The organism is Alkalicella caledoniensis, from assembly GCF_014467015.1.
GTDB lineage: Bacteria > Bacillota > Proteinivoracia > Proteinivoracales > Proteinivoracaceae > Alkalicella > Alkalicella caledoniensis.
Genome location: NZ_CP058559.1, coordinates 1,911,916 through 1,937,733, shown reverse-complemented (window position 1 = coordinate 1,937,733; position 25,818 = coordinate 1,911,916). Strand labels below are relative to the sequence as shown.

Sequence of the window (25,818 nt, the reverse complement as noted above, 5' to 3'; positions counted from 1 at the left end):
ATTTAATACACTTATTTAAAAAACAAGGGTTACCCCTTGTTCATCAGTATATCTATAATTCTGTTTAAATCATCTTGATCATAGTATTGAATTTCAACCTTACCCTTATTATCATTCCCTTTTATTTTTACATTTACACCGATAGATTCCATAATACGATTTTCTACGTCTTTGATTATTGGATTATGAATCATTTTTCTACTTTTCTTTTCTTCATTTATTTCCTTGCAGTATTTTTCTATTTGTCTTGCATTAAGTCCTTTTTCAATAATCAAATTTGCTACATCAATTTGCTTGTTTTTATCTAATATCAATAGTGGCCTAGCTTGCCCTGCTTTAATTCTACCTTTTATAATCATTTCCCTAACTTCTTTACATAAACTCAATAGTCTTATTGTGTTTGCTATGGAAGGTCTGCTTTTACCAATTCTTACAGATAACTGCTCTTGTGTAATCCCAAACTCTTCTATTAGTTTTTGATAAGCTTCAGCTTCTTCTATGGGATTTAGATCCTCCCTTTGCAAATTCTCTATTAAAGCAATCTCTGCAATTTGCTTGTCGTTGAAGTTTTGAATAACAGCGCTAATTTCCTTTAATCCTGCTAATTTAGAAGCCCTTAGCCTTCTTTCCCCTGCAACTAACTCATATCCACCTTCAATTTGCCTTACCACTACTGGTTGTATAATTCCATGTTCCTTTATTGAAGATGCGAGTTCTTCTAAAGCTACAACGTTGAAAATTTTTCTAGGTTGTTTAGGATTCGGCCTTATCCTTGATAAAGATATCTTTTGAATTGAATTTTCATCAATCTCTTTCTCTGGCATTTCAGGTATTAGGGCACTTAAGCCTCTTCCTAGCCCCTTCTTAGACACCCTCTAACACCTCCTGGGCCAGGCTTTCATAAACCTCGGCACCTTTTGATTTAGGATCATATTCTAGTATAGACTGTCCGTGACTAGGTGCTTCACTTAGCCTTACGTTCCTAGGTATTATTGTTTTATACACTTTAGCTCCGAAGAAATTTTTAACTTCGTCTACAACTTGGTTTGATAGGTTGGTTCTTGAATCATACATTGTAAGTAAGGCTCCTTCAAATATTAAGCCGGGGTTTAAATGTTTTTGTACAAGGTTAACAGTATTAACAAGTTGGCTTAACCCTTCAAGAGCATAGTACTCACACTGTATTGGTACCACAACTGCATCAGCGGCTGTAAGAGCATTTATTGTTAAAAGCCCTAGGGAAGGTGGACAGTCAATTATTATAAAATCATATAAACTCCTTATGGTTTCAACTTGACTTCTTAGTCTTACTTCCCTTGACACAGTTGGAACTAATTCAATTTCTGCACCGGCTAGTTGTATTGTGGCTGGAGCCACGTCAAGATTATCTATAGTTGTTGGAACAATTATAGCCTCAATTGGAAATTCATCAACTAAAACATTATATATACATTTTTTTATTCTGTGTTTGTTAACTCCTAACCCACTGGTTGAGTTACCTTGAGGGTCTATATCTAAAAGTAGTACCTTTTTTCCTTTTTTAGCAAGAAAAGCACTTAAATTAACTGCAGTTGTAGTTTTGCCTACTCCACCTTTTTGATTAGTTATTGCTAAAACCCTAGACATATAAAAAACTCCCTTCAGTTACCTACTTTTTAGGTAACTTGATTTTTACCTCTAAATATTCTTCTTGGTCATTTTCTTCTATTATTGCATTGACGCCAGTACTCTTTATTGTGTTAACAACTTGCTTGATGGAATTCATAAATATTCTAAAGTCTTTTATTACAAATCTTCTTTGGGATATATTCCTATCACTTTTCTCTTCATTTTCTCCATCATTACAAGAAGTCTGAATTAGCATGTCAATTGCCTCTTCTGTTTGTCTAACAGTCATTCCTTCCTCCATAATTCTACCTAATAAGGACATTTGATCAGTTTCAGGCAATTTAAGCAACGCTCTTGCATGTCTTTCAGTAAGGTTTGATTCTTTCAACTGGTTCTTTACTTCTTCTGGAAGTTTTAGTAAACGAAGTTTGTTAGCAATGGTAGATTGGCTTTTACCAATTCTCTGAGCTAAAACTTCTTGGGTTAAGTTAAACTCATTTAGTAACCTGTGTAGGCCTTCTGCCTCTTCTAGGAAACTTAGGTTTTCTCTTTGTATATTTTCTATTAAAGCTATAGCAGCCATAGCTCCATCGTTAGCTTCTTTTACTATAGCAGATACTGTGCTAAATCCAAGTTTGCTACATGCTTTAAAACGCCTTTCACCTGCTATTATTTCAAATTGTTTACCTACCTTCCTTAATATGATAGGTTGCAACAGGCCATATGTCTTGATAGATTGAGCAAGTTCCTCAATCTTCTCACCATCAAAGTATTTACGGGGCTGAAATGGATTTGATATTACTTTTGATACCTCTATTTGTTGAATTTCATCACCCTTTTCAGCTTGCTGACCTAGTAACTTTGATAAATGTTCTTTCATAGGTACACCACCTTTATATATTTCACCTTAATATTTTCGCTAAACATACTTTGTTTTCCTTCTTAATTAATAAAAAAAAGTAAAGTTTTATAAACTTTACTTAATTTGTTAAGGGTTTTTTAGCGGGAGTTCCCGCTTTTCTCGGGTAAATAGCTGGAGATTTACTTATTTTACTGATAATTATAATCGATCTTTTGTCCTGTAGCTTAGGTAAAGAATACTCTTTTACATCTATAACTTCTCCGCCCAGCTTTTTTATGGCAAATTCAGCTTCCTTTAACTCATCCTTCCACTTTTCCCCTTTATATACTATAAATTGCCCACCTATTTCAATAAGTGGTAGACATAATTCCGTTAAAACATTTAGTGAAGCAACGGCTCTAGAAGTAGCATACTGATACTTTTCACGATAGCTTTTATTTTGACCTATATCCTCAGCCCTACCATGAATAAAATTTATATTCTGTAATTGAAGAGTTTCTTTAACTTCTTTGAGAAATGACAACCTTTTGTTTAGAGAATCCAATGCCGTTATTTTTAATGAGGTATTGACTATCTTAAGTGGAATAGTTGGAAAACCAGCCCCTATACCAACATCTATAATATGGCTGTCATCACTAAAGTGTTTAATAGGAACTATTGAGTCAATAAAGTGCTTTATTGCTATACCCTCTGCATCTGTAATAGCGGTTAAATTCATTTTTTCATTCCACTCAACTAGTAGATCCCTATATTTTTCGAAGTCAGTGAGCATCTTTTCAGAAATCTGAAAGTCTATTTCTTCACTATAAAGTTTTAGTAGATTTTTAAATTCCATTATTTTTTACCCCTCCTTGACTGTTCAAGGTAAATCAGTAAAACAGAAATATCTGCAGGTGACACCCCAGAAATCCTAGATGCCTGCCCTATGGTTTCGGGCCTAATTCTTAATAATTTCTCTTTACCCTCTGAAGACAAAGCTTTAATTTCATTGTAGTCTATATTGACAGGTAAATTTGTTCTTTCGGACTTTTGAAATCTACTTATCTGGCTTAATTGTTTATCCACATATCCTGAGTATTTAGTTTGTATTTCAACTTGTTCTATTATTTCAAAATCAAGCTGTGGACAATCAACAAACCTCTTCAGATCACTATACTTGATTTCGGGCCTTTTAAGTAAATCCACTAATGAGTATTTTTTGTTTAATTGTGTAGAACCTAATTCACTCAATATACTATTTATATCACTGGTTGGGTTGACTGAATATTCCGACAGTCTTTTGATCTCTTTTTCAATTGATGCTACCTTACTTAAATATTTTACATATCTTTCTTCACTAATAAGACCTATTTCATATCCCTTAGGAGTAAGTCTTAGATCTGCGTTATCTTGTCTTAGTAAAAGCCTAAACTCCGCCCTAGAAGTTAGCATTCTATAGGGTTCATGGGTTCCCTTTATTGTTAAATCATCTATCAAAACGCCTATATAAGCATCTGAACGTTCAAGTATAAATGGTTCCTCTCCCTTTATTTTCATAGCTGCATTTATACCAGCTATTAGCCCCTGAGCAGCAGCTTCCTCATATCCAGAAGATCCATTAAATTGTCCTGCAGTAAAAAGTCCTTCTATCTTCTTTGTCTCTAATGTTCTTTTTAGTTCTGTGGGGTCTATGCAGTCATATTCTATTGCATAACCTGGTCTTGTTATTTCAACTTTTTCTAGACCTGGTATGGTTCTTAGAAATTCTAATTGCACATCCACCGGTAAACTTGTGGACATGCCTTGTAAGTACATTTCGTTTGTGTACCTTCCCTCAGGTTCCACAAAAAGTTGGTGATTTTCCTTTTCCGCAAATCTCCTTATTTTATCCTCTATAGAAGGGCAATACCTTGGGCCAACCCCTTCTATTACCCCTGAGTAAAGTGGTGATCTATGGGCGTTTGAAGTAATAATTTCATGAGTTCTCTTATTTGTATATGTAAGGTAACACGGTACTTGCTCACCTAATAAGTCCTTTTCTTCAGTTATAAAAGAGAATTTATAGGGCTTATCATCACCAGGCTGTATTTCCATTTTAGAAAAGTCCACAGACCTTTTATCTACCCTAGCAGGTGTTCCAGTTTTAAACCTCATTAAATTAAGTTTCATGTCCATGAGGGAATTGGTTAATTTCTTTGCAGAAAACTGACCATTTGGTCCTCCTTCATAGCTCAAGTTCCCTTGTATTATTTTTCCCCTTAGATAAGTTCCTGTGGCTAAAATCAAAGTACTACAATAAAATATTTCTCCTGTATCTAAGGCTACACCACTAATTTTATTATCCTTAAAAATTATATCATCTACCAAACCTTGTCTTACTTGCAAGTTTTCTTGGTTTTCAAGGGTTTTTTTCATATTAAGTTGGTAAAGAGCCTTATCAGCTTGTGCTCTAAGGGCATGAACAGCTGGACCCTTACCGGTGTTTAACATTCTGATTTGTATGTATGTTTTATCTATATTTTTTCCCATTTCCCCACCAAGGGCATCTATTTCTTTAACCAAATGCCCTTTGGCAGGACCTCCTATGGCAGGGTTACATGGCATAAGTCCAATATTATCCATATTTAATGTTAAAATAAGGGTTTTAACTCCCATCCTTGACGCCGCTAAGGCAGCTTCGCAGCCTGCGTGACCGGCTCCTATTACTATACAATCATAACTATTCATAATTACACCTCTTTCATTTCCCTAAACAAAATCTCGAAAAAATCTCATCAACAATATTTTTATTCAAAGATGAGCCTGAAACTTTGCCTAGGTTTTCCCAGGCATCTTTGATATCTATGGCTACTATATCTAATGGCATCCCTGCTTCTATATTTTCTATTGCTTCCATAAGGTTTTTAACAGCATCCTTTATGGCTTTTTCATGTCTTAAATTGGTTATCATTGTATTCATTGTTTGATCTTCAATATCACTTATCTCATACATAGAGAATATTTCATTTTTTAGTTCCTCTAAATTTATATTTTTCTCTATGGAAACATTTATAATATTTTCCACTCCTGTTTTATTAGCTATTATATTTATATCCATCATTTGTGGCAAATCAAGCTTGTTAATCAATATAATGACTTTTTTCCCTTTTATCAGTTCCAATATTTTCTGATCATACTCTTCCCACTCTTTTGATCCATCTAATACAAACAGAACCAAGTTACTTTCATTTATTGCACTTTTACTTCTTTCTACCCCTATTCTTTCTACAACATCATCGGTTTCTCTTATTCCTGCAGTATCAACAAGTACAAGGGGAACACCATTTATACTTATCTGTTCTTCTAGTATATCCCGTGTAGTACCTGGTATATCAGTTACAATAGCCCTTTGCTGCTCTAATAGGGAGTTTAAAAGGGATGATTTCCCCACATTCGGTTTACCGACTATGGTAGTTTTTATTCCATCCCTCAATATTTTACCTGTCTTTGCTGTTAATAATAAATTATTCAACTCATTTATTACATCATTAAGGCTATTAGAAATGGTATCAACATCAATACTCTCGAATACTTCATCAGGATAATCTATTGTTGCCTCTATCAATGCAAGTGAGCTTATAATACTTTCATTTAGTTCATTAATCATACTAGAGAGTTTACCTAAAACTTGCTTAGTGGCAGCATCTAGGCTTAAATCAGTTTTAGCTGATATTATATCCATTATCCCCTCTGCTTGGGATAAATCAATTCTACCATTTAGAAAAGCTCTTCTTGTAAATTCACCAGGCTCAGCTAATCTACAATCAAAGGTTAGCAATAGTTCCATTGTTAGTTTAATTGGAATTGGGCCACCATGACAGTTTATCTCTACAACATCTTCACCAGTATAAGATTTAGGTCCTCTAAATAAAGAAACCAGTACTTCGTCAATAATCTTATTTTCTCTTTCAACAAATCCGTAGTTAATTGTGTTGCTTCTTAAGTCCAGTAAACTTTTACCACTTGATGATCTAAAAACTTTATTGACAATATGGATGGCACTTTTACCACTGACTCTAACTATACCTACACCACTTTTTCCTACAGCTGTTGCTACAGCTACTATAGTGTCGTCTATCATTGAATTCACCTCTATTTTTTAAAAACAACCTTATACAATAATTTTAGCAATTAAATCAAATTTATTACATAATACCATAATAATAATTTTTAAAAAAGCACTCCTATGCTAAAACAAAAATAACCAGCTAACGTAAACCGCCAACTGGTTATCTATTTTATTTTAGGGGCTCTATTACAACTCTACGGTGAGGTTCTTCACCTTCACTATATGTTTCTAGTCCAGCATCGTCATTTAGTACACTATGAATAATTCTTCTTTCAAGGGCATTCATTGGCTCTAGAATAATTTTTTTCCCTATGGCCTTAGCCCTTTGACCTTGCCTAATAGCTAAATTTTCTAGGGTCTGTTCTCTTTTTAATCTATAACCATTTACGTCTAGAAGCACTTTTACATATTCTTCAGTCTTTTTGTTGATTGTCAAGGAAAGAAGATATTGCAGTGCATCAATTGTTTTTCCATGTTTCCCAATTAAAATAGCTAAATCGTCTCCACTAATGTTTGCTTTGATGTAGTCAGAGTACTCAATAAGCTCTAATTCGTAATTTACATTAAAAGATTCTAGAGTGTTTTTCAGAAATTTCTCTATCTCTTTTTTTGGTAGAAACTTTTCCACTATACGAAGTTTAGCTGGCTTAGCCATTATTCCTAGGATGCCTTTAGTTGGATATTCAATTACTTCATATTCTACTTCATCTTTTGCAAGAGCAAGTTGTTGTAATCCCTCAGCTAATGCCTCATCAATTGTTTTAGCAGATATTTCAACAACTCTCATTATTACGCCTCCCCTTGTTTTTCAGGTAGTTTTACAACATGTTTGCTTAATAGGTGATGTTGACCTATTGAGAAAATATTACCTAATAACCAGTAAAGTGCAAGACCAGCGGGCTGTATGTAACTAAAATAAGTTATCATTACAGGCATTATAGAAGTCATAGCTCCCATACCACCTTGGGCTGCCTGAGGGTTGTCTGCCATGCTTTGTTTAGTTTGTAAATAGGTAGTTATCCCAGCTAAAGCTGGTAAAATAAATCCTATTACACCAAGTTGCCTGCCTATGCTAGCTAAGTCAATCCCTAGGAAAACTGAAGAAAACCCTGCCACATCACTCATCTCTTTTGGAAAGTTTTTAACTACGTTAAACATTGCAATAAACACAGGAAATTGAATTAGCATTGGTAAACAGCCTGCTAAAGGATTAATTTTATGTTTTTGATAAAGCTGCATCATTTCTTCGTTTAGCTTTTGCTTATCATTTTTATACTTTTCTTCTAATTTTTTTCTTTCTGGAACTAGGGCATTCATTGCCTTGGTAGATTTGATTTGTTTTAAGTTCAGTGGAAAAGTTACAAACCTAAAAACCAAAGTAAGCAAAACTATAGCTATACCATAGCTATTAGTAATGTCATAAAAGAAAGAAAGTAAGTTAAATAATATTTGACCTATAAAATTCATCTTTATCCCCCTTTAACTACTGTAAAGGATCATAGCCACCCTCATTAAAAGGGTGACACCTTGATACCCTTTTTACAGTTAACATAAATCCTTTAATAAATCCATACTTTAAAAAGGCTTGTTTAGAGTATTCAGAACAAGTTGGGTAAAACCTACAGGTTGGACCCTTTATTGGGGAAATGCTCTTTTGATAGAAGTTTAGTAAAATTAACATTACCTTAACCATTGTTCTCTTCACTCAACAAAACTTGTTTTTTAATCTTTTTACATAGATAAACTAAGTCTTTTCTAATAGAGAAATAGTCAGCATCTAAAATCCTAGGTCTTGCCAAAATAATAATGTCGAGATTAGGCTCTAATGGAATGTTAGTAGTTCTAAATGCTTCTCTTATCATCCTCTTGAATCTATTTCTAACAATGGCTTTACCTATCTTTTTACTTACTACAAAGCCAACCCTACCTGTACTATCACTTTTACTATAATAGATAACAATATTTTTAGTAGATAGAGATTTTCCTTTATTATAGATGTTTCTAAAATCAGCATTTTTTCTAAGTGGTAAAAAACCATTATACATTATTTTCAGCTCCGATAAATTAATGCACAAAAAGGCTACTAAAAGCAGCCTTATGCACTTAACCTTTTTCTTGCCTTCTGACGACGGCGCTTTAAAATATTACGTCCAGCTTTTGTACTCATTCTGTGTAGGAACCCGTGGTTTGATTTACGTCTTCTAACTTTGGGTTGGTATGTTCTTTTCATATTCGTTTCCACCCCCTTAATTACGCTAAAAGATATTATACATTAACATGTCCCAGTATGTCAAGATTGTGGATAATAAGAGTTATCCCCAAAAAACTTGTCGAACTGTGGATTAATCTTTCGATTTTTATTGCAGTCTGTGGATTAATTTGATAAACTGTTTATGTTACTCTAGTTTATCCACAGAAAGACTTATCAACAGCTTGTGTATAACTATGTGGATAACTGTTATTTTATTTCATATGTTGATACTGTGGAAAAATAACATAAGCTTTTGTTTTTATTACTTCTTTTATCTAATCTCATTGTGGATATTAATTCAATACTTGTTAATATCTCTTATATAATTATTCACAGTTAACAGTTGGTTATTCTTTTATTCCCAATAGAATGTGGATAATTATATTTTTTTCTCTTATCCACATTGATTTTTCCACATATATTATAAAAAATTTATAGGATCTGCTTTAGGAGGTTGTATTATGAGTTCGTTCTTGAATAATTTATGGGCAGAGGTTTTAAAAAATATGGAAACTAAGTTAAGTAAGCCTAGTTTTGAAACCTGGCTACAAGGTACTACGCCTATTACAATGTATGAGTCAACTATTATAGTTGGTGTTCCAAATGATTTTACTAAAGAATGGTTAGAAAATAGGTATTCTGGCCTTATTAAGGACATATTAAAACAAATTACTGCCGAAGAATATGAGGTTAATTTTGTTGTACCTCAAGATAAGTCCATAAGTGTTAAGCAACCTAAAAAGAAATTTACTGCCACTGATAGAAATATGGATGATTTAGTAACTGCACCACTAAACCCTAAGTATACATTTGAAACTTTTGTAATTGGTAATAGTAATAGGTTCGCCCATGCTGCATCTTTGGCTGTAGCTGAAGCACCTGCTAAAGCATATAATCCTTTATTTATCTATGGAGGGGTTGGTTTAGGCAAAACCCACTTAATGAACGCCATAGGCCACTATGTACTTGAACAAAATAGCGATGGTAGGGTTGTCTATATTTCAACGGAAAAGTTCACAAATGAGTTTATTAATGCAATCAGGGACAATAAAACAGTAGAATTTAGAAATAAGTATAGAACCGTTGATGTTTTACTTATAGATGATATTCAGTTTTTGGCAGGTAAAGAACAAACTCAAGAAGAATTTTTTCATACATTTAATACATTGCACGAGAATAATAAACAAATAATAATCTCAAGTGATAGACCACCAAAAGAGATACCAACCTTAGAAGATAGGTTAAGATCTAGGTTTGAGTGGGGTCTTATCACTGATATACAATCACCTGATTTAGAAACCAGGGAGGCAATCCTTCGAAAAAAAGCGGACTTGGAAAATTTAGATATTCCCAATTCAGTTTTTATGTTTATAGCTAATAAAGTGGCGACAAACATACGTGAGTTAGAAGGAGCATTAACAAGAGTTATGGCTTATAGCTCAATGACAGGACAAGAAATTTCTCCTGAGGTAGCACAACAAGCATTGAAGGATATTCTACCTGATAATAAACCAGACGTAATTACCATTGAAAAGGTTCAAGAAGTGGTTGCTGATCATTTCGGTCTGAAAATAGAAGATTTCAAGGCTAAAAAAAGGACTAGGGCTGTAGCACATCCTAGACAAATTGCCATGTATCTTTGTAGAGAACTTACGGACCATTCCTTACCTAAAATAGGTGAGAGTTTTGGTGGTAGAGATCATACTACTGTCCTTCATGCACACGATAAAGTAAAAAATGACTTGGAAGCTAATAAAAATTATGCACTAGAACTTCAAAATATTGTTAAGAAGATCAATAAATAATCCACATGTGGATAATTGTGAATAATTTTCCCTATTATCCACAACTTTATCAAAGACCTTTAAGACATTATTTATATGGTCGTTATGCACTTATAAACATTACTAACAGGCCTTATTACTATGACTATTAATTAATATATATATTTATTAAATATAAGGGGGAAATATTCATGGAATTTTTATGTTCCCAAGAAGATTTACTTACAGCACTATCTGTTACTCAAAGGGGAATTTCATCAAAGTCAACTATTCCTATACTTTCAGGTGTTTTATTAGTACTAAAGGGAGACGAACTTACCATAAAAGCAACGGACCTTGAGGTAGCAATAGAATATAAATTAGATGTAAAAGGTATCAATGATGGTGAAATTATACTTCAGGCTAAAATATTTGGTGATATAGTTAGGAAACTTCCTAAAGGTGAACTTAATTTAACAATAAATGATGAAAAGGTCGTATTTATTAAATCAGGGTCAGTAAATATCCAACTTACAGGTCAAAACAGTAGCGAATTTCCTGAATTTCCAAAAATACCTGATCAAAAGAGCATAAGTATAAGTGAAAATATTTTTAAAAGCATGATAAAGCAAACTGTGATCTCCATAGCCACAGAAGAAATTAGACCTGTCCTAACAGGGGTCTTATTTGAAATTAAAAATAATACTTTTAATATGGTAGCTACAGATGGTCACAGACTATCCTACAGAATTGGCATAGTTACAGATGAAGTAGAGTCTGAAATAAAAACAGTAGTACCAGGTAGAGCAGTTAATGAGCTACAGAGGATTCTTCTTGAAGATGATGATAAAAACATTGATATCTATGTAAATAACAATATTGTTTTCTTTGTTTTAGACCATATAACCTTTAGCACTAGGGTAATTGAGGGAAAATATCCTCCATACGAACAAATAATTCCTAAAGAGTATAAAACGAAAATCAAAATTACTACTAAGGACTTATTAAATGCAATAGAAAGAGCTGAGCTACTATCTAGAGATGGTAGTAGGAGCTTGGTTAAGTTTAATCTAGATAATGTATTAAACATAAAATCCAACAATCCTAACCTTGGAAGCTCTGATGAGAACATCGCTATTGAAAAAGAAGGAGAAGATCTTGTTATTGCTTTTAATGCTAAACTTATTACAGACTGTCTTAAAATAGTTGACTGTCCTGAGATTACCATGGAGTTTTCAGGAGCTTTTAATCCTTGTCTTATAAAGCCAGCAATAGGAGACAACTTTTTATACTTAGTTCTACCAATAAGAACAGCCTAGGGAGGTAGTATTAAATGGCTCAAAGAGTAAAGATTGAAACAGAGTATATTCAACTACAACAGTTTCTTAAGCTAATTAACTTAGTTAGTAGTGGTGGAGAAGCTAAAGAAATTATTCAGCAAGGTATTATTAAAGTAAATGGAGAAGTTGAAATAAGAAGAGGTAGAAAACTATATTCAAATGATTCTATTATTATCGAAGATGTTGATGAATTTATCATCATCTAAGTAGCCAGGGAGCTGGTAGGTTGTACATTAAAAAAATACACGTTAACAATTTCAGAAACTACAAAAATATTGATATAGAATTTAAAAATGATATAAATATCTTTTTAGGGAATAATGCTCAAGGTAAAACAAACCTTCTAGAAGCTATATATTTTCTTTCACTGGGTAAATCATTGAGAAACTATCACAAAGATGATTTAATCCATTGGGACAAACAATATTTTTATATAAAAAGTATTGTTAATATCAATGACAAAGATAATACAATTGAAATAGGTTACAATAGGAATAATCGCAAAGTGATCAAGATAAATGGGGTTGAAAAAAGGAGTTTTAATGACTTACTAGGATTTTTCAATGTTGTTATATTCGCACCTGAAGACCTATTGTTAGTTAAAGGAAGTCCAAGCCTTAGAAGAAACTTTCTAGATCAAGAAATATCACAACTTGTACCCTATTATTCAAAACTATTAAGTGATTATAATAAAATAGTGATATCAAGAAACAAAATCCTAAAATCAAATAAGGCTGATCTTATAAAGACTTTGGATATATTTGACGAACAACTCTCGAATTTAGCTAGCGAAATTATAAAGAAGAGAATTGATACACTGGATAAACTTAAGATACTTGCAAGTCTTACACATAGGAAACTAACAGATAATCAGGAAAACCTCACAATTGAATATTTATCCTATTTACCAGAAAGAGATATTCAAAAGTTATCAAAACAACAGATTAGAGAAAGTATTTTACTTAACTACAAAGAAAATAGAAAAAAAGATCTTGAAATTAGATCAACAAGTATTGGTCCTCACCGAGATGACATTCAACTTAACATTGATAATAAAAATGTTAGGAAGTTTGGTTCCCAGGGGCAGCAACGAACTACTGTACTATCTTTAAAGCTTGCAGAACTTGAACTGTTCATGTCTCAGAAGGGGATATACCCTGTTTTACTATTAGATGATGTGCTATCTGAATTAGATGAAAAGAGAAGAAACTACTTGATTAAAAATATTAAAGATAAAATACAGACATTTATTACAACAACAGACAAAGAAGATTATCTTGCAGGTTTTGGTAATATTTTTAATGTAAATAACGGAAATATAATATTTTAATCTAAATATCAAAAAAGGTGGGATACAAAATGTTTCTTCACATAGGAGGGAATACTGTTATTCCTACAAGAGATATTATTGGTATTTTTTCATACTCTTCAAATGAAAATAAAATAACTGGAGAATTTTTAAATGCCAATGAAGAGAAAGGTACTACATTGAAGATTGATGATAGTAACAATAAATCCTTTATTGTTACTGAAAATCAGATATATTACTCTCCAATTGCTGCTAACACCCTTAAGAAAAGAGCAAAACTAGGCTTTAATTCCAGTGAATTTAAAAAACTGGATATATAAAAGCAGTCATAGAGACTGCTTTTATAGTGTTTAAATGCTGTTTTTTCTTTTAAATAAAACAGTGTTTTGACAATAGGTAAATATAAAGTATAATTTAAGGTGGTAATTTATGTACTTAAATATAAACCATTGGAGGAATGACTAAAATGGTAGATGAAAATAAAAATGTTAATAGTTCTACATACGAAGCTGAACAAATCCAGGTACTAGAGGGCTTAGAGCCAGTTAGAAAAAGACCTGGTATGTATATTGGATCAACAGGTCCAAAGGGTTTACACCATTTAGTATATGAAATAGTAGATAATAGTATAGATGAAATATTGTTTGGTTGTGACAATATACTTATTACTATAAATGCTGACGGAAGTGTCACAGTTGTAGATAACGGTAGGGGGATTCCTGTGGGAATTCATCCTAAAATGGGTAAGCCTACTGTTGAGGTCATTTTAACAGTACTTCACGCTGGAGGTAAGTTTGGTGGAGGAGGATATAAAATTTCTGGTGGTCTACATGGTGTAGGAGCATCAGTTGTAAATGCTCTATCAACACACCTAGAAGTTGAAATTAGTAGGGATGGCAAGATTTATCACATGAGATTTGAAAGAGGTGTAGCTGTAACTGAGCTGAAGGTTATAGGCGAAACTGATAAGACCGGAACCAAAGTAACTTTTATGCCTGACCATGAGATATTTGAGACAACAGAATTTACTTTTGAAACATTAAATACTAGGTTCAGGGAGTTGGCTTTTCTTAACAAAGGTGTTTCTATTGCTTTAAAGGATGAAAGGGAAGAAAAAGAAACTGAAGTTAATTACAAGTTTGATGGAGGAATAATATCTTATGTTGATTATTTAAATAAAAATAAAGATGTTATTCATAAACCTCCAATTTATGTTGAAAAAGAAAAAAATGATTGTATTGTGGAAGTATCTCTTCAATATCATACTGGATATACAGAAGGACTTTTTTCCTTTGCTAATAATATAAATACCCATGAAGGTGGGAGTCATGAACTTGGTTTTAAGATGGCACTAACGAGAATTATTAACGACTACGCAAGGAAAAATAACATTTTAAAAGATAATGATAGTAATTTAAGTGGCGAAGATGTTAGGGAAGGTTTAACGGCTGTAATTAGTGTTAAGCTACCTGAACCACAGTTTGAAGGGCAGACAAAAACTAAACTAGGAAATCCTGAGATGAGAGGAATCGTTGATTCTGTTTTCAGTGAGGAGTTTGGAACATTCCTTGAAGAAAATCCTCAAGTAGGTAAGAAAATAATTGAAAAAGGCTTACAGGCTGCTAGAGCTAGGGAAGCTGCTAGGAAGGCTAGGGAGCTAACAAGGAGAAAAAGTGCCTTAGAAATATCATCATTACCTGGTAAATTAGCTGACTGCTCTTTAAAAGACCCAGCTTTAAGTGAACTGTATCTTGTAGAGGGTGACTCTGCAGGTGGTTCAGCTAAGCAAGGTAGGGACCGCAGATTCCAAGCAATACTACCTTTAAGGGGTAAGATCATAAATGTAGAGAAAACAAGATTAGACAAGATTTTAGGAAATGAAGAAATTAGAACAATTATTACAGCATTAGGTACAGGTATTAGTGATGATTTTGATATAGAAAAATCTAGATACCACAAACTTATAATAATGACAGATGCTGATGTGGATGGTTCACATATTAGAACCTTACTTCTGACATTTTTCTTTAGGTATATGAAACCTTTAGTAGAAAAGGGATATGTCTACATTGCTCAACCTCCCCTTTTTAAAGTAAAAGCTGGTGGTAAGGAAAAGTATGTATATAACGAACGTGACCTAGAGATTCATTTAAATCAATTACAAAGCAAAAATTATTCACTACAAAGATATAAAGGTTTAGGTGAAATGAATCCAGATCAGTTGTGGGATACAACAATGGATCCTGAAACTAGAACCATCTTACAAGTTACATTAGAAGATGCTATTTTAGCTGATGAGACATTTAATATTTTGATGGGTGACAAAGTAGAGCCTAGGAGAGAGTTTATCCAAACTAATGCTAAGAATGTTAAAAACTTAGATGTTTAGATTATAGATATTTAAAGAGGTGAAACAATAATAATGAATGAATTTACTCATGGAAAAGTAGTTCCTATTGATTTAAATAGTGAAATGAGACAATCATATTTAAACTATGCAATGACAGTTATAGTGGGTAGAGCACTTCCTGATGTTAGAGACGGTTTAAAACCTGTTCATAGAAGAATTCTCTACGCTATGCATGAATTAGGTTTCACCCATGACAAACCACATAAAAAATGTGCCAGGGTTGTTGGTGAAGTTTTAGGTAAGTTTCACCCACATGGTGATACCGCTGTTTATGATGCACTAGTAAGGATGGCACAGGATTTCTCCATTAGATATCCTCTTCTTGATGGACATGGGAACTTTGGTTCTGTTGATGGAGACTCAGCTGCGGCAATGCGTTATACAGAAGTTAGGATGGCAAAGCTATCAAGTGTTTTACTTAGAGATATAGAAAAGGAAACTGTTGACTACAGACCTAACTTTGATGAAACAATAGATGAACCTGTGGTACTTCCATCTAAATTTCCTAACCTATTAGTTAACGGATCGTCAGGTATTGCAGTTGGTATGGCTACAAATATACCTCCACATAATCTAGGTGAAGTAATTGATGGAACCATAAATCTAATTGATAACCCAGAAATAACAATAAATGACTTAATATCAATAATTAAAGGTCCTGATTTTCCAACTGCAGGTGTTATTAAAGGTAAAGATGGTATAAAAAATGCATATAAAACTGGCCGCGGTGTAATTAAGGTTCAAGGTGAAATAACCCCTGAGAAAATGAACAATGGTAAAACTAGGCTTTTAATCACTGAGTTGCCTTATCAAGTAAACAAAGCTAGGTTGATAGAAAAGATTGCTGAGTTGGTAAGAGATAAAAAAATTGATGGTATTACAGATTTAAGAGATGAATCTGATAGAAATGGTATGAGAGTAGTTATAGAGTTAAGAAAAGATGTTAAGCATGAACATATAACAAATCTTCTACTTAAACATACTCAACTGCAACAAACTTTTGGAATTATAATGTTGGCACTGGTAAACAATGAGCCAAAGGTTTTAAACATAAAGGATATTTTAGTACATTATCTAAACCATCAAAGGGAGATAATAACTAGAAGAACTAAGTATGATCTAAATAAAGCTGAAGCAAGAGCTCATATATTAGAAGGATTGCGTATTGCTCTAGATAATATTGATGAAGTTATAAAAACTATCAGAGCGGCTAAAACTACTCAGGAAGCTAAGGAAGGTTTAACCAGTAAATTTAATCTATCAGAAAAGCAAGCCCAAGCAATCCTAGATATGAGATTACAAAGATTAACTGGACTAGAAAGAGAAAAGATCGAAGAAGAGTACAGGGAACTCTTAGAAAGAATCAAATATTTTAATGATTTACTTGCTGATCCCCAAAAAATAGATAATGTTATTAGGGAAGAATTAACAGAAGTAAAGGAAAAGTATGATAACCCAAGAAGAACACGTATAACAATAGATCATGAAGAAATAGATTATGAAGACTTAATTGCTGAAGAAGATGTTGTTGTTACAATTACCCATCAAGGTTACATCAAAAGGCTTCCATCCTCTACATATAAGCGCCAAAGAAGGGGAGGTAGAGGAGTCACTGCAGTATCTAATAAAAATGATGATTTCGTTGAACATCTATTTATAACATCTTCTCATAACTATATATTGTTCTTTACTAATAAAGGTAAGGTATATAGGAAGAAGGTTTACGAGATAGGTGAAGGTGGAAGACAGGCAAGGGGTACATCAATTGTTAATATTCTTCCTATAGAAAAAGATGAGAAGATAACATCTGTAATGCCTATAAAAGAGTTTAGTGAAGGTTACTATCTATTCTTCGCTACAAAATATGGGTATGTTAAAAAGACTGACCTTAATGATTTTGATACAAATAGGAAAAACGGACTGATTGCTCTTACCCTAGCTGAGGAAGATGAACTTATTGCTGTAAAACTTACAGATGGTAATCAAAAGATATTAATTGGTACTCACCATGCACAAGGTGTGAAGTTTGATGAAAACAATGTTAGGTGTATGGGAAGACTAGCTAGAGGTGTAAAAGGTATTAATCTTGGAAATGAAGATTATGTTATAGATATGGTAACTGCAAAGGATGACGAGTATCTTTTAACAGTAACTAAAAAAGGTTACGGCAAAAGAACAAAGATAAGTGAATATAGAGAACAGTCTAGGGGCGGAAAAGGTATAAAAATAATGAACCTAACTGATAAGAACGGGGAACTTATAGCCTTTAAAACTGTAACCGATGGTGAAGACTTAATGGCTATCACCAATAAAGGTTTTATCGTTAGACAAAATGTTAGTGGTATAGGAGTATTCGGCAGGACAACTCAAGGGGTAAGGTTAGTTAGGTTATCAGAAGATGACTCCATTGTTGCAGTAGCAAAGGTAGTTTCCGATGGTGAAGATACAGAAATAGACACAGATTTAAACATTCCACTAGATGAAGAGTATGAAGAACAGGAGTAATAGTAATAAAGGATGTGTTTAAAATATGAAAATAATAAAAATATACTTAGATAAGAACACCTCTACTACTATTCATGGTTCAATCTATGGACTAGATTATGTTATTGAAGAAGAAGGTTACTATACTAAGATTTTTTTAGACACATATAACCAAAGAGTTGAAGTAATTGACTATGAAGGCAAAGATATTGATGGCCTAACCACAAGGCTGGATTATTTAGCTCAAAAAAACAATTTCGGAAAAGTGTACTTGAAGGCAAAGTCCGATGATTGGGAAAAATTTTTGACACATGGTTATATTCTAGAAGGAATATTTAAACACTATTATAACGGAGACAATGCATACTCACTGGCCAAATTCTTCTCGAAAGAAAGAAGAATAAGTGAAGGTTTTGAAAAAGAGAATGAAATAATTGAAGAAGTTGCAAAAATAGAGCCTGAAGTTGAATTTAATTCAAACTTACCAAACACCTATAATATTAGGCCAGCCACTAAGGAAGATATACCAGAGTTGATAGCATTGTATGACAGGGTTTTTGAAACATACCCAATTCCTCTGAATCAACCGCTATATTTAGAAAAACTAATGGATAGCGACGTCTACTTCATGGTTATTACAAATGGAGGTAAGATAGTTTCCGCTGCATCAGCTGATATGAGTAAGAGATATAAAAATGCTGAGATAACCGATTGCGCTACCCATCCAGATGAAAGAGGCAATGGTTTAATGTCAGTGATTATAAATGCATTGGAGAATGAAATGAAAGATATGGGCATTATATGTCTATACTCCATAGCTCGTTCCCTTTCATTTGGTATGAACACTGTATTTAAAAAACATAATTACACATATACTGGAAGACTTATAAACAATTGCAATATATTTGGTAAATTTGAAGACATGAATGTGTGGATAAAGAAGATATAGAAAATCCAGGGCCTAGCTCTGGATTTTTTTTAAGGAATAAAACAGCCCACAAACCTTTAAATAATTAACTATATAAAGAATGATTAAAAAAAATTGCCACTAACTTCACTAAAATCCTCCACACTAACCGACACTAAAATTAAAAAATTGTTTAGTGTAAGTTAGTGAAAATCTTGACCTATTATAATAGTGCCATTAGTGACTAAGGTTAATTCTTTATTAAATCCTACAAAACTTACCCTAGTATCCGCGCGATCCGCGTAATCTTTATTAAAATTCCGCGTTAAGCTCTTTTGACCTTAATCTTTCAGAAATAAAACCATTAATTAACATTGACCTAACAAGATAATTAATGATATAGTAATCTTCGTTGCTTAACACGAGCAACATTTTAATTTTCAAAATAAAAAAATGCCTAAAGGTAACAATATAGGCAAGTAACACTTTTGAAAAATAAAAAATAAAAAAGTATTGACAACATGAATAAAAAATGATAAGATAGTCTTTGTCGCCGAGAGGTGATAAAATAAAAAAAAGTAGCGTGAGCTACTGACAGTTCTTTGGAAATTGAACAGCACTATACCATAAGAAATATAACTTGGTAAAAGTTAATTTCGAATTTGAGTTTAAAGTGATTAAAACCAGACGAAAGTCTGAAGTCAGTAATCAACGCATTAAGTTATTAGTATTTAGCTAACTGCTAACTGCCAATAGCGATGTGCGAATGATATAACTTTTCAATTTAATGGAGAGTTTGATCCTGGCTCAGGACGAACGCTGGCGGCATGCCTCACACATGCAAGTCGAACGGAGTTAAGTAGAAAGCTTGCTTTTTACTTAACTTAGTGGCGGACGGGTGAGTAACACGTGGGCAACCTGCCCTACAGCTCGGGATACCATCGGGAAACTGATGTTAATACCGGATACGCTTCATGAATCGCATGGTTTATGGAGGAAAGATTTATCGCTGTAGGATGGGCCCGCGGTCCATTAGCTAGTTGGTAGGGTAACGGCCTACCAAGGCGACGATGGATAGCTGGTCTGAGAGGACGATCAGCCACACTGGGACTGAGACACGGCCCAGACTCCTACGGGAGGCAGCAGTGGGGAATATTGCGCAATGGGGGCAACCCTGACGCAGCAATGCCGCGTGAAGGATGAAGGCTTTCGAGTCGTAAACTTCTGTCTAGAGGGATGAATAATGACAGTACCTCTGGAGGAAGCCCCGGCTAACTACGTGCCAGCAGCCGCGGTAATACGTAGGGGGCAAGCGTTGTCCGGAATCACTGGGCGTAAAGCGCGCGTAGGTGGTCTAGTAAGTCAGATGTTAAAATGCGGGGCTCAACCCCGTAATGCATTTGAAACTGCTGGACTTGAGGACAGGAGAGGAAAGTGGAATTCCTAGTGTAGCGGTGAAATGCGTAGATATTAGGAGGAACACCAGTGGCGAAGGCGACTTTCTGGACTGTACCTGACACTGAGGTGCGAAAGCGTGGGGAGCAAACAGGATTAGATACCCTGGTAGTCCACGCCGTAAACGATGGGTACTAGGTGTAGGGGGTTTAGATACCCTCTGTGCCGCAGTTAACGCATTAAGTACCCCGCCTGGGGAGTACGATCGCAAGATTGAAACTCAAAGGAATTGACGGGGGCCCGCACAAGCAGCGGAGCATGTGGTTTAATTCGAAGCAACGCGAAGAACCTTACCAGGACTTGACATCCTCTGAAGCTATTAGAGATAATAGTGTCCCTTCGGGGCAGAGAGACAGGTGGTGCATGGTTGTCGTCAGCTCGTGTCGTGAGATGTTGGGTTAAGTCCCGCAACGAGCGCAACCCTTATCTTTAGTTGCCAGCAAGTAATGTTGGGCACTCTAGAGAGACTGCCGGTGATAAACCGGAGGAAGGTGGGGATGACGTCAAATCATCATGCCCCTTATGTCCTGGGCTACACACGTGCTACAATGGCCTGAACAACGGGAAGCGAAGGAGTGATCTGGAGCAAATCCCTTAAAACAGGTCTCAGTTCGGATTGTAGGCTGCAACTCGCCTACATGAAGTCGGAGTTGCTAGTAATCGCGGATCAGAATGTCGCGGTGAATGCGTTCCCGGGCCTTGTACACACCGCCCGTCACACCACGAAAGTTTACAACACCCGAAGCCGGTGGGCTAACCTTTTAGGAGGCAGCCGTCGAAGGTGGGGTAGATGATTGGGGTGAAGTCGTAACAAGGTAGCCGTATCGGAAGGTGCGGCTGGATCACCTCCTTTCTAAGGAGACACTGATATCACATTAAGTGATATCTACTTCTTAAGTATTACACAAAACAAAATCACAACTCAAATATGGTATATGCTGTTTAATTTTGAAAGAACTAAAGGCTAACTATGTTGGTCATTTTCTTTCTAACGATCTTTGAAAACTACACACGAAATTCAATAAGCAAAGGTTAGTTAACTATTAACTTAGTTAACGAAAAACAAAGAGTGTTCTTAGAGCAATAAACGATCAAATGCGTAAGCATTTATTTGGTCAAGTTACTAAGGGCGCACGGCGGATGCCTTGGCGCTAGGAGCCGAAGAAGGACGTAGCGAACTACGAAAAGCCACGGTAAGCTGTAAGCAAGCCTTGACCCGTGGATCTCCGAATGGGGCAACCCACTATGGTTAATACCATAGTATCACTACCTGAATACATAGGGTAGTAGAAGGCAACCGGGGGAACTGAAACATCTAAGTACCCCGAGGAAGAGAAAGAATAATCGATTCCCTAAGTAGTGGCGAGCGAAATGGGAAGAGCCTAAACACATGTGATGTAAGACTGCAATCGTTGTTACATGTGGGTTGAGGGAGCAATTGTGGTATCTTGCAGGATATCAAGGTAGTTACAAAAGTTAATTTTAGACGAACTGTTTGGAAAGACAGGCCGTAGAAGGTGAAAGCCCTGTAGTTGAAAAGATTAACCCTACCTAATTGCCACCCGAGTACAGCGGGACACGTGAAACCCCGTTGGAATCTAGGAGGACCACCTCCAAAGGCTAAATACTACCTAGCGACCGATAGTGAAGCAGTACCGTGAGGGAAAGGTGAAAAGAACCTCGGAAGAGGAGTGAAAAAGAACCTGAAACCGTGTGCCTACAAACAGTCAAAGCCCCATACGCGGGTGATGGCGTGCCTTTTGTAGAATGAACCAGCGAGTTACGTAGTCAAGCAAGGTTAAGTGGTAAAGCCACGGAGCCGAAGGGAAACCGAGTCTTAAAAGGGCGTGAAGTTTGGCTGCGTAGACCCGAAACCGGGTGACCTACCCATGGCCAGGGTGAAGTTTTGTTAACGCAAAATGGAGGCCCGAACCCACTAATGTTGAAAAATTAGGGGATGAGCTGTGGGTAGCGGAGAAATTCCAATCGAACTCGGAGATAGCTGGTTCTCCCCGAAATAGCTTTAGGGCTAGCCTCGGAATAAAATAGTGGAGGTAGAGCACTGATTGGGCTAGGGGCCTTACCAGGTTACCGAACTCAGTCAAACTCCGAATGCCACATATTTGTTTTCCGGGAGTCAGACTATGGGTGCTAAGGTCCATAGTCGAGAGGGAAACAGCCCAGACCATCTGCTAAGGTCCCAAAGTATAAGTTAAGTGGAAAAGGATGTGGGATTGCACAGACAACCAGGATGTTGGCTTAGAAGCAGCCACCATTTAAAGAGTGCGTAATAGCTCACTGGTCAAGTGATCCTGCGCCGAAAATGTAACGGGGCTCAAACTTATCACCGAAGCAATGGATGATGTAAATCATGGTAGGGGAGCGTTCTATTTGCGCAGAAGCTGTACCGTAAGGAGCAGTGGAGCGAATAGAAGTGAGAATGCTGGTATAAGTAACGAAAAAAGATGTGAGAATCATCTTCGCCGAAAACCTAAGGTTTCCTGAGGAAGGCTCGTCCTCTCAGGGTAAGCCGGGACCTAAGCCGAGGCCGAAAGGCGTAGGCGATGGACAACTGGTAGAGATTCCAGTGCCACCAAACTTCGTTTGAGAGATGGGGTGACGCAGGAAGGTAGGTTATCGCACTGTTGGTTATGTGCGTCCAAGCTTTTAGGGAGAGTAGATAGGCAAATCCGTCGACTCATAATCCTGAGGAGTGAAGGGGACCCGAATGAGGGGAACTAACTGATCCTACACTGCCAAGAAAAGCCTCTATCGAGAAGTAAGGTGCCCGTACCGCAAACCGACACAGGTAGGTAAGGAGAGAATCCTAAGGCGCTCGGGAGAACCTTCGTTAAGGAACTCGGCAAAATGACCCCGTAACTTCGGGAGAAGGGGTGCCTCATTATGGTGAGAGAATTTACTTCTTAAGCTAGAAGAGGCCGCAGTGAATAGGCCCAAGCGACTGTTTAGCAAAAACACAGGTCTCTGCTAAATCGAAAGATGAAGTATAGGGGCTGACGCCTGCCCGGTGCTGGAAGGTTAAGGGAAGAGGTTAGCGCAAGCGAAGCTTTGAACCGAAGCCCCAGTAAACGGCGGCCGTAACTATAACGGTCCTAAGGTAGCGAAATTCCTTGTCAGGTAAGTTCTGACCCGCACGAATGGCGTAACGACTTGGGCACTGTCTCAACGAAGGACCCGGTGAAATTGTAGTACCTGTGAAGATGCAGGTTACCCGCGACAAGACGGAAAGACCCCGTGGAGCTTTACTGTAGCCTGATATTGAGTTTTGGCATTTTATGTACAGGATAGGTGGGAGGCTGAGAAAGTAGCACGCCAGTGTTGCTGGAGCCACCCGTGGGATACCACCCTTAAAGTGCTGGAATTCTAACTGTGTACCGTTATCCGGTACTAGGACAGTGTCAGGTGGGCAGTTTGACTGGGGCGGTCGCCTCCTAAAGAGTAACGGAGGCGCCCAAAGGTTCCCTCAGAATGGTTGGAAATCATTCGAAGAGTGTAAAGGCAGAAGGGAGCTTGACTGCGAGACCTACAAGTCGAGCAGGGACGAAAGTCGGGCTTAGTGACCCGGCGGTACCGAGTGGAAGGGCCGTCGCTCAACGGATAAAAGCTACCCCGGGGATAACAGGCTTATCTCCCCCAAGAGTCCACATCGACGGGGAGGTTTGGCACCTCGATGTCGGCTCATCGCATCCTGGGGCTGAAGAAGGTCCCAAGGGTTGGGCTGTTCGCCCATTAAAGCGGTACGCGAGCTGGGTTCAGAACGTCGTGAGACAGTTCGGTCCCTATCTGTCGCGGGCGCAGGAAGTTTGAAAGGAGCTGTCCTTAGTACGAGAGGACCGGGATGGACGAACCTCTGGTGTACCAGTTGTCATGCCAATGGCAGTTCTGGGTAGCCAAGTTTGGTCGGGATAAGCGCTGAAAGCATCTAAGCGCGAAGCCCCCCTTAAGATAAGACTTCCCATTCCGTAAGGAAGTAAGACCCCAGAAAGACTATCTGGTTGATAGGCTAGGAGTGTAAGGGTAGTAATACCTTCAGCGGACTAGTACTAATCGGTCGAGGACTTGACCTAAATATTTAAGCTGTCAGCTGACAGTAGTCAGCAGTCAGGAAAAACTTTAAGAACAAAACCTTTGAAAACCTTGCTATGAATTTAGTGTGATAGTTTCATCTAGTGATGATGGCGAAGAGGATACACCGGTTCCCGTTCCGAACACCGCAGTTAAGCTCTTCAGCGCCGATGGTACTTGGGGTTACCCCCTGGGAGAGTAGGACGTCGCTAGGTACTTTAAAAGACATCAATCTTATGATTGGTGTCTTTTTTGCATATGTAATTTGCACCAATACGAATAAAAAATTGCCACTAACTTCACTAAAAACCTCTACACTAACTGACACTAAAATGAATAAAATTTTTTGTGTAAGTTAGTGAAATTCTTGATCTATTTAATAGTGCCATTAGTGGCAAATATTATAAATTACTCATTCTAATACTCCAAAACTAACCCCAGAATCCGTGTGGTTCACGTAATCTCTTTTAATTTTCCCTGTTAGGCCTTTTGACTTTGATCTTAAGTATTATCCTGATAACTAAACCTATTCTTAAGCCCAAATTGTGACCTATATCCTATATAATTTCTATCTAAAATGATATAAATTATATATACTGATAAAAACCAAATTGACATCAAAAAACTTAATAATTAGTAGATATCTTTATCATATTGAAGTAATGTTACTGTAATTTGACTCATTGTACATATGCATATTTGTCTTTTTTATGCTAAAAAACTATAATAAAATAGCGAGGTGATTTTGGGGATGGATATAAGAATTGCAGGTATAATACCTGAGTCTGTTGTGGACGGGCCTGGAGGTATAAGCTATACAATATTTGCCCAAGGATGCCTGCATAAATGTGCAGGGTGCCATAATCCAAATACACATAGTTTTCAAGGTGGTCAAATTGTTGACTGCTCTTTTATTTTAGAAGATATTAAAAAATACCCTTTATCTAAATTAGTTACATTTAGTGGTGGTGACCCATTTTATCAACCTAGAGAATTTGCTTATCTTGCTACTAAACTAAAAGAAGAAGGGTATAAGTTAGTTGGATATACTGGTTTCTTTTTTGAAAAGTTACTAGAGGATGACCATCAAAGAAAACTTTTAGAGCTACTTGATATTTTAATTGATGGACCTTTTATTGAAAAATATAAGAATTTGGATTTGAGGTTTAGAGGTTCCAGCAATCAAAGAATTATAGATGTTGCAAAAACATTAAAGCACGGCGATATACATTTAATAGATAGATATTACTAATGTA

At 36.1% G+C, this 25,818-nt stretch carries 20 protein-coding genes and 3 rRNA genes; 12 read left to right on the top strand and 11 right to left on the bottom strand.

The window, feature by feature from the left end; translation table 11 throughout:
• Positions 1 to 29: 29 nt before the first annotated feature.
• The 11 genes from HYG86_RS09625 to rpmH all read right to left on the bottom strand — a co-directional run bounded on the left by HYG86_RS09625 (position 30) and on the right by rpmH (position 8,787).
• Entirely contained in the window at positions 30 to 872 is an 843-nt protein-coding gene (locus HYG86_RS09625) for a ParB/RepB/Spo0J family partition protein (RefSeq protein ID WP_246451732.1), read from the bottom strand.
• The gene (locus tag HYG86_RS09620; protein WP_213165373.1) at positions 865 to 1,626 is read right to left on the bottom strand and encodes a ParA family protein; all 762 of its coding nucleotides are present in this window, start codon (positions 1,624 to 1,626) and stop codon (positions 865 to 867) included. The genes HYG86_RS09625 and HYG86_RS09620 overlap by 8 nt, the downstream gene beginning before the upstream one ends.
• A gap of 22 nt (positions 1,627 to 1,648) precedes the next feature.
• The gene (gene noc, locus HYG86_RS09615; RefSeq protein ID WP_213165372.1) at positions 1,649 to 2,488 is read right to left on the bottom strand and encodes a nucleoid occlusion protein; all 840 of its coding nucleotides are present in this window, start codon (positions 2,486 to 2,488) and stop codon (positions 1,649 to 1,651) included.
• Positions 2,489 to 2,588: 100 nt separating this feature from the next.
• Positions 2,589 to 3,305, bottom strand: a complete 717-nt coding sequence (gene rsmG, locus HYG86_RS09610) for a 16S rRNA (guanine(527)-N(7))-methyltransferase RsmG (protein WP_213165371.1) — start codon at positions 3,303 to 3,305, stop codon at positions 2,589 to 2,591.
• Positions 3,305 to 5,176 carry a tRNA uridine-5-carboxymethylaminomethyl(34) synthesis enzyme MnmG gene (mnmG, locus tag HYG86_RS09605; RefSeq protein ID WP_213165370.1) on the bottom strand — a complete coding sequence of 624 codons (1,872 nt, stop codon included), beginning with the start codon at positions 5,174 to 5,176 and terminating at the stop codon, positions 3,305 to 3,307. Before mnmG ends, rsmG begins: the two co-directional genes overlap by 1 nt.
• A gap of 13 nt (positions 5,177 to 5,189) precedes the next feature.
• Entirely contained in the window at positions 5,190 to 6,569 is a 1,380-nt protein-coding gene (gene mnmE / locus HYG86_RS09600) for a tRNA uridine-5-carboxymethylaminomethyl(34) synthesis GTPase MnmE (protein WP_213165369.1), read from the bottom strand.
• A gap of 157 nt (positions 6,570 to 6,726) precedes the next feature.
• A complete protein-coding gene (gene jag, locus HYG86_RS09595) occupies positions 6,727 to 7,344 on the bottom strand; it encodes an RNA-binding cell elongation regulator Jag/EloR (protein ID WP_213165368.1) in 618 nt (205 codons plus the stop codon).
• Positions 7,345 to 7,346: 2 nt separating this feature from the next.
• Positions 7,347 to 8,024 carry a YidC/Oxa1 family membrane protein insertase gene (locus tag HYG86_RS09590; protein WP_213165367.1) on the bottom strand — a complete coding sequence of 226 codons (678 nt, stop codon included), beginning with the start codon at positions 8,022 to 8,024 and terminating at the stop codon, positions 7,347 to 7,349.
• Positions 8,025 to 8,040: 16 nt separating this feature from the next.
• Positions 8,041 to 8,250, bottom strand: a complete 210-nt coding sequence (gene yidD / locus HYG86_RS09585; protein WP_213165366.1) for a membrane protein insertion efficiency factor YidD — start codon at positions 8,248 to 8,250, stop codon at positions 8,041 to 8,043.
• On the bottom strand, positions 8,243 to 8,602 hold the full coding sequence (gene rnpA / locus HYG86_RS09580) for a ribonuclease P protein component (protein ID WP_213165365.1): 360 nt from the start codon (positions 8,600 to 8,602) through the stop codon (positions 8,243 to 8,245). Before rnpA ends, yidD begins: the two co-directional genes overlap by 8 nt.
• Before the next feature lie 50 nt (positions 8,603 to 8,652).
• The gene (rpmH, locus tag HYG86_RS09575; protein ID WP_213165364.1) at positions 8,653 to 8,787 is read right to left on the bottom strand and encodes a 50S ribosomal protein L34; all 135 of its coding nucleotides are present in this window, start codon (positions 8,785 to 8,787) and stop codon (positions 8,653 to 8,655) included.
• 482 nt (positions 8,788 to 9,269) lie between these two features.
• On the opposite strand from rpmH, the gene dnaA reads away from it, so the two are divergent.
• The 12 genes from dnaA (at position 9,270) to nrdG (ending at position 25,814) form a co-directional block, all read left to right on the top strand.
• Positions 9,270 to 10,613 (top strand): chromosomal replication initiator protein DnaA, encoded by a 1,344-nt coding sequence (gene dnaA / locus HYG86_RS09570; RefSeq protein ID WP_213165363.1) that lies wholly within the window; start codon positions 9,270 to 9,272, stop codon positions 10,611 to 10,613.
• A 170-nt stretch (positions 10,614 to 10,783) separates the two neighbouring features.
• Entirely contained in the window at positions 10,784 to 11,890 is a 1,107-nt protein-coding gene (gene dnaN, locus HYG86_RS09565) for a DNA polymerase III subunit beta (protein ID WP_213165362.1), read from the top strand.
• Between the two features lie 14 nt (positions 11,891 to 11,904).
• A complete protein-coding gene (gene yaaA, locus HYG86_RS09560) occupies positions 11,905 to 12,117 on the top strand; it encodes a S4 domain-containing protein YaaA (RefSeq protein ID WP_213165361.1) in 213 nt (70 codons plus the stop codon).
• A 20-nt stretch (positions 12,118 to 12,137) separates the two neighbouring features.
• Positions 12,138 to 13,241, top strand: coding sequence for a DNA replication/repair protein RecF (gene recF / locus HYG86_RS09555; protein WP_213165360.1), 1,104 nt, complete (start codon positions 12,138 to 12,140; stop codon positions 13,239 to 13,241).
• Between the two features lie 29 nt (positions 13,242 to 13,270).
• Entirely contained in the window at positions 13,271 to 13,540 is a 270-nt protein-coding gene (gene remB, locus HYG86_RS09550; protein ID WP_213165359.1) for an extracellular matrix regulator RemB, read from the top strand.
• Positions 13,541 to 13,677: 137 nt separating this feature from the next.
• Positions 13,678 to 15,609 carry a DNA topoisomerase (ATP-hydrolyzing) subunit B gene (gene gyrB, locus HYG86_RS09545; protein ID WP_425489221.1) on the top strand — a complete coding sequence of 644 codons (1,932 nt, stop codon included), beginning with the start codon at positions 13,678 to 13,680 and terminating at the stop codon, positions 15,607 to 15,609.
• A gap of 33 nt (positions 15,610 to 15,642) precedes the next feature.
• Positions 15,643 to 18,135, top strand: a complete 2,493-nt coding sequence (gene gyrA, locus HYG86_RS09540) for a DNA gyrase subunit A (protein ID WP_213165358.1) — start codon at positions 15,643 to 15,645, stop codon at positions 18,133 to 18,135.
• A gap of 25 nt (positions 18,136 to 18,160) precedes the next feature.
• Complete coding sequence (ablB, locus tag HYG86_RS09535) at positions 18,161 to 19,063, top strand: putative beta-lysine N-acetyltransferase (protein WP_213165357.1); 903 nt, start codon at positions 18,161 to 18,163, stop codon at positions 19,061 to 19,063.
• A 742-nt stretch (positions 19,064 to 19,805) separates the two neighbouring features.
• A 16S ribosomal RNA gene (locus HYG86_RS09530) occupies positions 19,806 to 21,329 on the top strand.
• A gap of 260 nt (positions 21,330 to 21,589) precedes the next feature.
• A 23S ribosomal RNA gene (locus HYG86_RS09525) occupies positions 21,590 to 24,564 on the top strand.
• 98 nt (positions 24,565 to 24,662) lie between these two features.
• Positions 24,663 to 24,777, top strand: a 5S ribosomal RNA gene (gene rrf, locus HYG86_RS09520).
• Together the 16S, 23S and 5S rRNA genes form the textbook arrangement of a ribosomal RNA operon.
• Before the next feature lie 536 nt (positions 24,778 to 25,313).
• Positions 25,314 to 25,814 (top strand): anaerobic ribonucleoside-triphosphate reductase activating protein, encoded by a 501-nt coding sequence (gene nrdG, locus HYG86_RS09515; protein WP_213165356.1) that lies wholly within the window; start codon positions 25,314 to 25,316, stop codon positions 25,812 to 25,814.
• Positions 25,815 to 25,818 lie beyond the last annotated feature (4 nt).